The sequence below is a fragment of the Bradyrhizobium sp. AUGA SZCCT0158 genome, assembly GCF_018130065.1.
GTDB lineage: Bacteria > Pseudomonadota > Alphaproteobacteria > Rhizobiales > Xanthobacteraceae > Bradyrhizobium.
In genome coordinates this window covers 1-9,974 of sequence record NZ_JAFCME010000055.1, presented here as the reverse complement: position 1 = coordinate 9,974, position 9,974 = coordinate 1, and the positions used below count along the sequence as shown (strand labels likewise).

Annotated in this window: 10 protein-coding genes; 4 read left to right on the top strand and 6 right to left on the bottom strand. The window is 63.0% G+C overall.

The window, feature by feature from the left end; genetic code table 11:
- Positions 1-170 precede the first annotated feature (170 nt).
- The 5 genes from JQ574_RS34605 to JQ574_RS34585 form a co-directional block, all read right to left on the bottom strand.
- The gene (locus JQ574_RS34605; RefSeq protein WP_212215218.1) at positions 171-1,685 is read right to left on the bottom strand and encodes a murein L,D-transpeptidase family protein; all 1,515 of its coding nucleotides are present in this window, start codon (positions 1,683-1,685) and stop codon (positions 171-173) included.
- Positions 1,686-1,974: 289 nt separating this feature from the next.
- On the bottom strand, positions 1,975-2,937 hold the full coding sequence (locus JQ574_RS34600) for an acetyl-CoA carboxylase carboxyltransferase subunit alpha (protein ID WP_192736474.1): 963 nt from the start codon (positions 2,935-2,937) through the stop codon (positions 1,975-1,977).
- 187 nt (positions 2,938-3,124) lie between these two features.
- A complete protein-coding gene (gene xerD / locus JQ574_RS34595) occupies positions 3,125-4,081 on the bottom strand; it encodes a site-specific tyrosine recombinase XerD (protein ID WP_212215217.1) in 957 nt (318 codons plus the stop codon).
- Between the two features lie 43 nt (positions 4,082-4,124).
- Positions 4,125-4,535: a nuclear transport factor 2 family protein gene (locus JQ574_RS34590; RefSeq protein ID WP_212215216.1), complete on the bottom strand. Its 411-nt coding sequence runs from the start codon at positions 4,533-4,535 to the stop codon at positions 4,125-4,127.
- Between the two features lie 31 nt (positions 4,536-4,566).
- A complete protein-coding gene (locus tag JQ574_RS34585) occupies positions 4,567-5,607 on the bottom strand; it encodes an SDR family oxidoreductase (protein ID WP_249119797.1) in 1,041 nt (346 codons plus the stop codon).
- Between the two features lie 109 nt (positions 5,608-5,716).
- On the opposite strand from JQ574_RS34585, the gene JQ574_RS34580 reads away from it, so the two are divergent.
- Positions 5,717-6,292 (top strand): TetR/AcrR family transcriptional regulator, encoded by a 576-nt coding sequence (locus JQ574_RS34580; protein WP_212215214.1) that lies wholly within the window; start codon positions 5,717-5,719, stop codon positions 6,290-6,292.
- Here JQ574_RS34580 and JQ574_RS34575 read toward each other — a convergent pair.
- Positions 6,282-6,428, bottom strand: coding sequence for a histidine kinase (locus tag JQ574_RS34575; RefSeq protein ID WP_212215212.1), 147 nt, complete (start codon positions 6,426-6,428; stop codon positions 6,282-6,284). The two genes, JQ574_RS34580 and JQ574_RS34575, sit on opposite strands and share 11 nt — an antisense overlap.
- Positions 6,429-6,619: 191 nt before the next feature.
- Between JQ574_RS34575 and JQ574_RS34570 the strand changes: the two genes are divergently transcribed.
- The 3 genes from JQ574_RS34570 to JQ574_RS34560 all read left to right on the top strand — a co-directional run bounded on the left by JQ574_RS34570 (position 6,620) and on the right by JQ574_RS34560 (position 9,844).
- Entirely contained in the window at positions 6,620-7,294 is a 675-nt protein-coding gene (locus JQ574_RS34570; RefSeq protein ID WP_212215211.1) for a shikimate kinase, read from the top strand.
- Positions 7,291-8,433, top strand: a complete 1,143-nt coding sequence (gene aroB / locus JQ574_RS34565) for a 3-dehydroquinate synthase (RefSeq protein ID WP_212215209.1) — start codon at positions 7,291-7,293, stop codon at positions 8,431-8,433. Before JQ574_RS34570 ends, aroB begins: the two co-directional genes overlap by 4 nt.
- Positions 8,434-8,497: 64 nt before the next feature.
- Positions 8,498-9,844 (top strand): hemolysin family protein, encoded by a 1,347-nt coding sequence (locus JQ574_RS34560; protein WP_212215207.1) that lies wholly within the window; start codon positions 8,498-8,500, stop codon positions 9,842-9,844.
- Positions 9,845-9,974 lie beyond the last annotated feature (130 nt).

Sequence of the window (9,974 nt, the reverse complement as noted above, 5' to 3'; positions counted from 1 at the left end):
CGATGCCTTCACCTCAGAGGAATGTGCCAACTACCTCAAAAACTCAGGCTATCGAACCTAATGCCATCACGCTTTAGCGCCGTGCCCACCATCTTCTCTCCCGATAAGTTCAGCTTGATTGGCGGGCACGCTTTCGCTTTGCCCACCCTGCGCTTCAGCGTGACGGAAGCTTACTTCATCGCCCCGAAGCGGCTGTCGAACGAGTTCGACGAGATGATCGGCGCCGATCCGGCGACCTGCGCGGGAGCGGCCGGAGCAGCTGGCGCCGCGGTATCGGTCACCGACGGTTTCAGCGGCGGCCGGGCTGCGGCCTGCTTGGGTTCGGCCTTCGGGGCTGACGTCTTGGGTGCCGCGGCTTCGTGACGCGGTGGCTCGGTTCGCTTGGCCTCGATCACCTTCGGCTTCGCCGACGCGGGCGGCGGTGTGCTTGAGGTGCTCGCGGTCGCATCGCCGCCGCCAATGCCGACCTTGCGGGCCAGGCTGGAGAACCATCCGTCGGATTGTGCGGCCGGCGCGGCGTTGGCGACCCGTGTCGGGGCCGGGGTCGAGGCTGTCGGTCCGGCTGTCGGCGCGCTGGCGACCGCAGCAAGCTTCGGCTCCTGCGGCGCGCCGAGCAGGAGATTGTCGGAGGGCGCGCGCGGCGGGTTGACGTGGGAGGGGATGGTGCCGGGCGCGCGGGCCAGCGAGAGCGCCGCCAGTCCCTGGCTGTCGCCGCCTTCCGACAGCCCGGTGCTGGCTTCAGGAACGCGTGCGGCGAATATTTTGTGCATGCCGCCGTCGATGCCGGTGTTGAGCCGCGCGACCGGCGTGCCCTTCGAAATCAGCTTGGCGGTTTCAGCGGCCTCGGCCTGCTGCTTCTCGCGTACGGCGTCGGCGACTTCATCGGGAATCGCATAGGCCGGACATTTGCCCGACGCGTCGAACACCGGGTCGCGCGTGGCGTTGGGCGCCCTGATGGCGTCGAACACGTATTTCTTCTCGCAGAAATCGACCTTCGGCTCGTGCTTCGTCACCTCGAAATGATCGTAGCCCTGCTTGATCATTCGCCAGAACGGCATGTTCGGATTGTTGCGATGCTTCGCCATGTTGATTGGCGTCATCTTGAACGGATAGGCCTGCAGCTGGAACGACTTCTGGCCACCGAAGAAGGACTCGCGGCCCAGCGAATAGATTTCCGCGATCTGCTCGTCGGTCATCGCGTAGCAGCCGCGCGAGGAGCAGTCGCCATGCACCATCAGCTGCGATCCGGTGCGGCCGAGCGCCTTGTCGAATGCGTTGGGGTAGCCGGTGTTGAACGACAGATAATAGGCCGACTGCGGATTCATCTGCGCCGGCGAGATCGAATAGAAGCCTTCCGGCGCCTGGCGGTCGCCCTCTTTGACCTTCGGTCCGAGATCGCCCGACCAGCGGCAGATCGGATAGGTCTTCAGCAGCGCGAAACGCCCGGCGCGATCCTGCTTCCAGATTTCGAGTTCGGCTTCCTGCTTGAAGATCCGGACCAGAATCGGCGAGTTCAGGTCCATGTCCTTTTCGACCATGGCCTGGATCAGCTTCGGCGGGACCGGCTGGTTGGCCTTGGCATTGTTGGCCAGCGAAATCTCGTCGCTGTTGCAGCCAGTCAACAAAACGCCGGCCGCGAGGGCAGCCGACGTGATGAGCGCGCGTACCAGCGTGCGATAAATCAAAAGCTAAGCTCCACACCCATCGGGCAATTTTCGCACCCCAACCACAGCGTCATGCCCTGAAGCCGATGTATAAAATCTTACCCTTTAGGCCGATTTGTCGCAACTCGAACCCGCCGCACAAGCCGGTACCTTGGCGGGCATGGTCAACAGACCATAAAGAACGAGGTCGGGGCATAATTGCGGCTAAATTCAACGATTTGGCGAAAAATCGGCGATTTTGCGATGGGGCTGCGGCTTTCGTGGCTCGCAGCCCCTCGATCTCCCCCAAAAGGCGAGGAATCGAAGCCGTTCAGCCCAGTTTGCGGCCGATATCGAGGAATTTCTGCCGCCGCTGCTTGCGCACCGCATCCGCATCGAGATTGCGGAAGTCGTTGAAGGCCTGGGCGATGGCATCGCCGGTGGAGGCGATGATGGCGGCGGGGTCGCGATGGGCGCCGCCGGGAGGCTCTTTCAGGATCTGGTCGATGACGCCGAATCGCAGCATGTCCTGGGCGGTGATCTTCATGCTGGTGGCGGCTTCCTGAGCCTTGGTGCCGTCCCGCCACAGGATCGAGGACGCCGCTTCCGGCGAGATCACGCTGTAGATCGCGTGCTCGAACATCAGCACGCGGTTGGCGGTCGTGATCGCAATCGCCCCGCCGGACATGCCCTCGCCGGTGATGATCGCGACATTGGGCACGCCGAGCGACAGGCAGGCATCGGTGGACCGCGCGATGGCTTCCGCCTGTCCGCGTTCCTCGGCGCCGATGCCGGGATAGGCGCCGGCCGAATCAACGATCGACAGCACGGGGATGCCGAACCGGTCGGCCAGCTCCATCAGGCGAACGGCTTTGCGATACCCTTCAGGGCGCGCCATGCCGAAATTGTGCTTGATACGGCTTTCGGTGGTGGCGCCCTTTTCCTGGCCGACCACGCAGATGGCTTCGCCGCGGAAGCGGCCGAAGCCGCCCATCAGCGCTTCGTCCTCGCCGAACTTGCGGTCGCCCGCCATCGGCGTGAATTCTGTGATCAGTGTGTTGATGAAATCGGTGAAGTGCGGCCGCTGCGGATGGCGCGCCACCAGCGTCTTCTGCCACGGCGTCAGGCTGGCATAGAGGTCGGTCAGCGCCTGCGACGCCTTGTCCTCGATTCGCGCAATCTCATCGCCGATGTCGCTGCCGGTCGCAGCCAGCGCGCGCAACTCGTCGACCTTGGCCTCGAGTTCGGCGACGGGTTTTTCGAAGTCGAGGTAGCTGCGCATCTGATCCGGCATCAAACCAATATAGGGAGGAACTTAGCTGCGGGCGAAGTGGTTTCGTCTTTGATAAAGAAGATTAGTCTCTTCAACGATTTAGCTGACGGTCTGGGCGGAGGCCCATGGCGGGTAGCGATCGAGTGAGGCTGTTTCGGGGGAGAAGGCGTCGAAGTCAAGGCGGCATACTTGCTGGATACGCGGAAGTCTACTTCTCCGCCAGCGGATGCAGGTCGCGCACCAGGCTCTTGAGCCGCTCCTCGACCACATGGGTATAGATCTGCGTTGTCGAAATATCGGTGTGGCCAAGCAGGGTTTGCACGATGCGCAGGTCGGCGCCGTTGTGCAGAAGGTGGCTGGCGAAGGCGTGGCGCAGCACATGCGGCGAGACCAGCCGCGGCGCCAGCCCCGACGCGGATGCAAGCTCTTTGAGGTCGCGCGCGAAATGCTGTCGCGTCAGATGTCCGCTTTCGCCGAAGGAGGGAAACAGCCATTTCGAGGCGGGGGCGTTTTTCTTCTTCTCGGGCTTCAGGGCTTCCATCGCGGCGAGATAATCGGCCATCGCCTGCCGCGACGCCTCGTTCAGCGGCACCAGCCGTTCCTTGTTGCCCTTGCCGCGCACCACGATCATCCGGGCGTCGCGGCGCGCCGCCGACAGCGGCAACGCCACCAGTTCGGAAACGCGCAAGCCCGTGGCGTAGAGCACTTCGAGCAGACAATGCAGCCGCAGCGCGCGAAGCCGCTGCTGAGGCGTGGCGTCGGTTTCGGTGAGCTCCTTGGACCGGGTCAGCATGCGATCGACATCCGCGATCGAAAGCACCTTGGGCAGGCCGCGGCCGCGCTTCGGACCGGACAGGATCGCGGCGGGATCGTCGGTTCGCATCCGTTCGTTGAGCAGAAACCGGAACAGATGGCGCAGCGCGGAGAGACGCCGCGCAACGGTCGTGGACTTGAAGCCGCGGCAATCGAGATCTTCAAGGTAATCGCGCAGCAACTGGGTGTTGGCAGCGATGAAGCCGGATTTCGCCCGGCCGGCGAACTCCGAAAAATCCTCGAGATCGCGGCGGTAGGCGTCGAGGGTGTTATCGCCGGCGCCCTGTTCCGCCGCCAGCATGTCGAGGAACAGGCTTACGAGCTTCGCGTCGGAGGTATTGTTGGTGACCATACCGAATCATATCCGATGATCCAGGCGGCGGCAGTTGTTTTTGTCAGGCGAGCGTGCTGATCGCGGTCGCTTGCGACCACACCACCATCCATTGCCGGTCGCGACATTCATAGGCGTCGGTGTGCCAGTAATCGCCCGGCGGCACCTTGTGACCTCCGAATACGACCTCGAGCCGGGCGCGATAGCGAATCAGCGTGCTGGCTGCGTACAGGCGGACAGCGATGTCACCCGGCTCCCATAGCAGATACCTGATCTGCCCGCTGGCCACCGCGCCGAGATATTCGGCTTTCGACAGCGTCGCGCCGATCGGCGTGATCAGTTGAAAGTCCGGCGCGTGCAGTGGTTCTGCCGCAATCATGTCGGCGTTGACGAGGGCACGAAGTCGTGCGCGCTCGATGTCCCGAATATGCTCCGCGTCAAGGCGGTCGCTCGAATGGGCGATGGATGAGTTCATGGCTGATTCCGCTGTTGATGGTTACGAAGGTTCAGGAGGCCGCGATCAGGCCGTGGTCGATCAGGCTTTGCGCGCTGGCGCAGATCGCTTCCTTTTCGGGTCGTGGTTGCCAGCCCAACACCCGCGTCGCCTTGGCGGCACAGACGCTGAGATCACGGTCGAGTTCATGGACGATCATGCGCGAACGTGCGCTGAACGGCGCCATCATGCGGACGACCCAGTTCGGCACTTCGCCAGAGGGCAATTGGGAGGCATAGTCCGGAAACGAGTTGGCTAGCGCGGCGGCCATGTCCCGCATCCAGAAGAACTTTCCGGCAGCGATGAAGCGCTCACCCGACGCTTCCGGATGTGTCATCGCCCGGATATGGGCGTCAGCTGCATCGCGGACGTCGACGACAGCAACGCCGAACCTCGGCACCCGCTTGAGCTTGCCGCTCATCATCTGCTGGATCAGTCCCACTGATGTTCCATAGTCCGGACCTAGCAATGGTCCGAAGATGATGCCGGGATTGATGACGACAAGATCAAGTCCGGTTTCGTCGGCAAAGGCCCATGCGGCTCGTTCGGCCAGCGTCTTCGACTTGTAGTAAGGCGTTGCCCGAAGGCTGGTCGGATCGGTCCAATCGTCCTCCGTATAGGGCGCTTGACCGTTGCCGTGGTTGGTTGCCGCGATCGAGGAAGTCATCACGACGCGCATCGTGCCAGCCTGCTGCGCTGCCCGCAGCACCCGCAAGGCGCCCTCCCGCGCGGGCCGGATCAGGTCATCCTCATCCTTGGGCAGGGTTGACGGAAAGGGGGAGGCGGAGTGGATCACATAGCGGCATCCGGCGACCGCGGCATCCCATCCGGCATCGGAGCGAAGATCGGCTTCGATGAAGCTGATTCGGTGCCCGTCGGCCGCCACGTCAGGGCAGACCTGGTCCCTGATCTTGTCGCAATGCCCCATGCGGCGAACGCTGCCGCGAACACAGTACCCCTGGGCCAGTAATTGCCGGGCGATATGCCCGCCGAGAAAGCCGCCGATTCCCGTCACCAGAATGGTGACAACGCCATTTTGTAATTGCGAACTCATGTTCAGTCCTTTTCTCGCACGCCTCCACGGCAGATGCGTAGACGATTAGACACTAATCGTCCATTTGTATTTTGACGTATCGGACAAGAACTGTCAATCTGTCCAGACGATGGAACTTGATGCCAAATCCAACCACATCCTTGATGCGGCACTGCCGGTGTTCGTACGTCACGGCTTTCGCAAGGCTTCGATGGCAGACATCGCACGGGCGGCGAACATTTCCCGGGCGTCCCTCTATTTGAGCTTCGGCAGCAAGGAGGAGTTGTTCCGGGCCGGATCGACGCGGGCCCATGCCAGGACGATGCGGCAAGTCGAGGCGGCGCTCGGTGGCAATGGTGATGTTTTTAGCCGGATCGAAAGCGCCATCGCCGCCTTTCATCACGGCTTGATCGCGCCATTCGCTTCCAGTTCGGACGCAGTCGAACTGTTCGAGGTCAACATGGCCTTGGCCAAGGACATCACGCTGGTTGCCCGTGCTACGCTCGTGGATCTGCTGGCGCAGGCGTTGGCCGATGCGGAAGCCGCGCGCGTCGTCGCTTTGGACCGAGTGAATTCAAAGCCGGTCGATATCGCCAACGTGGTCGTCGCAGCCATGGACGGGATCAAGCACGCGCCCGGCGACGAGGCAAAACTCCAAGCGGCGATGCAGCTTTTTATGCGCCTGCTGCGCGCCGCTATCTCTTGAGGAACTTATCCGGAGGGATGGTCACGGTCATTTCCCGTGGCTTCGGATTGACGAAATTCGCCAGCGCGAAGACCACGCCATAGCCGATGCCGGCAATAATGCCGACGACCGTCAAAAAGCGGAACAGACTGGGCATCAGGGCGCCTTGAGGGCGGGCTTGAAAGTGATCTTGGGTCGCGAATTAACCATTGAAATCATCGGGGTTTGCCGCGCCTGACTACCTACATGTTCCCCTTGGCGTTGCAAGAGTCTCTGGCATGGGTATCGGCGGGGGTAGTATAGGTGGCGCTGAAACGCGCAAAATCCGCGCAGCTGACAGAGTTTGGGATGCCCGAGACCGCCATACCGGCACAAGCAAGCACCCCCCAGGAGGCCGAAATCGCGGCGGCACTGGGGCGGCGTTCGATCGTGCTTGTCGGTATGATGGGCGTCGGCAAATCCACCATTGGCCGCCGGCTGGCGGCGCGGCTGCGGTTGCCGTTTTTCGACGCCGATATCGAGATCGAGATTGCCCATGACGGGGTGACGATTCCCGAAATCTTTTCGAAGTATGGCGAGCCTTATTTTCGTGACGGCGAGGCGCGCGTGATCGCCCGGCTGCTCGATGGCGGTCCGGCGGTGCTTGCCACCGGAGGCGGCGCCTTCATGCGCGAGGAAACCCGCAAGCGGATCGCCGACAAGGCGGTGTCGGTCTGGCTCAAGGCGGACATCGACGTCATCATGAAGCGCGTCAAGCGTCGCGCCGACCGGCCGCTGCTGCAGACCGAGGATCCGGTTGCGACGGTCGCCCGCCTGCTCGAAGCCCGCGAGCCGGTCTATCAGGGGGCTGATCTCACGATCCTGTCGCGCGACGTGCCGCATGACCGGATTGTCGATGAATGCCTGGACGCCCTGCGCGCCAAGCTGTGTGGCGCCGTCGCGCCGCCGGCCCAGGAGTCAACGACTAAAGAGTCAACGACGACGGCAACGGCTACAACGGACGGGATACGCGCGACCTCATGACTGCACCCCTGAAACACTCCGATCCCATCACCGTCGATGTTGCGCTCGGCGACCGCGCCTATGACATCGTCATCGGCCGCGACGTGCTGCAGACTCTTGGCGCGCGCGTCGCCGCGCTGCGGCCGGGCGTACGCACCGCCATCGTCACCGACCGCACCGTTGCCAAGCATTGGCTCGAACCGGCGCAAGCGTCGCTGGCCGCGGCCGGCATCCCGACATCGCATGTCATCGTCGAGGAAGGCGAGGGGTCGAAAACCTACGCCGGACTGGAGAAGGTCTCCGAGGCGCTGATCGCAGCCAAAATCGAGCGCAACGACCTCGTGATCGCGCTCGGCGGCGGCGTGGTCGGCGATCTCGCCGGCTTCGCGGCGGCGATCCTGCGCCGCGGGGTCGATTTCGTGCAGGTGCCGACCTCGCTGCTGGCGCAGGTGGATTCCTCCGTCGGTGGCAAGACCGGCATCAACTCGCCGCAGGGAAAAAATCTGCTCGGCGCGTTTCATCAGCCGGTGCTTGTCATTGCCGATACATCGGTGCTGGACTCGCTCTCGCCGCGCCAGTTCCGCTCCGGCTATGCCGAAGTCGCCAAATATGGCGTGCTCGGCGATGAAGCCTTCTTCGCCTGGCTCGAGACCAATCATTCCGGCATCTTTTCCGGCAGCGCGGCGCGCGAGCATGCGATCGCTACCTCGTGCCGCGCCAAGGCCGCGATCGTGTCGCGCGACGAGCGCGAAACCGGTGAACGCGCGCTGCTCAATCTCGGCCACACCTTTGGCCATGCGCTGGAGGCCGCAACCGGTTTCTCCGATCGCCTGTTCCACGGCGAGGGCGTTGCGGTCGGCATGGTGCTGGCGGCGGAATTTTCCGCTGGGCTCGGCATGATCTCTCCAGCCGACGCCGCACGCGTCGAGCGTCATCTGGCTTCGGTCGGTTTGCCGACAAGGTTGCAGGACATCGCCGGCTTCGCCCAGGAAGGGCTCGCGGATGCCGATACGCTGATGGCGCTGATGGCGCAGGACAAGAAGGTCAAGCGCGGCAAGCTCACCTTCATCCTGCTGGAAACTGTCGGCCGCGCGGTGATCGCAAACGACGTCGAACCGGCATCGGTTCGCGCCTTCCTGCAACAGAAGCTGTCGGAATGAGAGTGGGACTGTCAGGGCACATCATGGAGCCGTCGCGCGGGCCTGGTGCCGTCGCGAGGCAGGCATGAGCTCGACCGCGTTCAATCTGCTGCTTGCGTTCCTGCTGCTCGCCGCCAACGCGTTCTACGTGGCGGCCGAGTTCGCGCTGGTGAAGAGCCGCGGGTTTCGCATCAGGGCGATGGTCGAGCAGGACCGGTTCGGCGCGCGCCTGCTGCACAGCATGATGGGCAACATCGAGGCCTATCTCGCGTGCTGCCAGCTCGGCATTACCATGGCCTCGCTCGGTCTCGGCTGGGTCGGCGAGCCCACCGTTGCGGCGCTGCTCGAGCCGTTGCTGATCCCGCTCGGAATGTCGCAAGCCACGTTGCACTTCGTGTCGTTCCTCGCCGGGTTCCTGGTGTTCTCCTCGCTGCATATCGTGATCGGCGAACAGGTGCCGAAGACTCTGGCGATCAGGCAGCCGATGCCGGTTTCGCAATGGATCGCGTATCCGCTCTACCTGTCCTATCTGGTTTTCTGGCCGCTGAACTGGCTCCTCAACACCGCGTCGCGCGGAATCTTGCGGATGCTCGGCGTGGAGGAATCCTCACAGCATGAAATCCTCACCGACTCCGAGATCGAGGGGCTGGTGGAGGAATCGGCCGTGCACGGCGGCATCGAAAGCGGCGAGGCCGAATACCTTCAAAATGTCTTCCGCTTTGGCGACTTGGCCGTGTCCGACGTCATGGTTCATCGCACGGCGATGGTGATGATCAATGCCGACCTGCCGCCGGATGAGCTGGTGCGCGAGGTGCTGGCCACCGAATACACCCGCATCCCGTTGTGGCGCGACAAGCCGGAGAACATCATCGGCGTGCTGCACGCCAAGGATCTGCTGCGCGCGATCCGGGCTTCCGAAGGCGATACCTCGCACATCGATGTTTCAGCCATCATGCTGCCGCCATGGTTCGTGCCGGAGATGCGGCCTTTGTCCGAACAGCTCAAGGCGTTCCGCCGCCGCAAGACTCATTTCGCGCTCGTCGTCGACGAATATGGCGAAGTCGAAGGCATGGTGACGCTGGAAGACGTTCTGGAAGAAATCGTCGGCGACATTTCCGATGAACACGACGTGGTGGTGGCTGGCGTTCGCGCGCAGGCCGACGGCTCGGTGGTGGTCGATGGTTCGGTGCCGATCCGCGATCTCAACCGCGCCATGAACTGGCATCTGCCCGACGAAGAGGCGACCACGATCGCGGGTCTGGTGATTCACGAGGCGCGTTCGATCCCCGAGCGCGGCCAGAGTTTTACGTTCCACGGCTTCCGCTTCCGCGTGCTGCGCCGCGAGCGCAATCGCATCACCGCCTTGCGGATCGGGCCGGTGCCGCGCGAGGCCGAAGAACAGAAGCCGAGGCGGGCCGGTACGGCGTTCTAAAGCGTTTTCCAGCGAAGTGAACACCGGTTCGCGTCAAGAAAACGCGTCAAATTAAGAATCTAGTGTCCTGAACCAAAAGTTCGTGGCATTTTAGACCTTCGCAGGCGAGTTGTAAGCGCAGAAGCGTTCG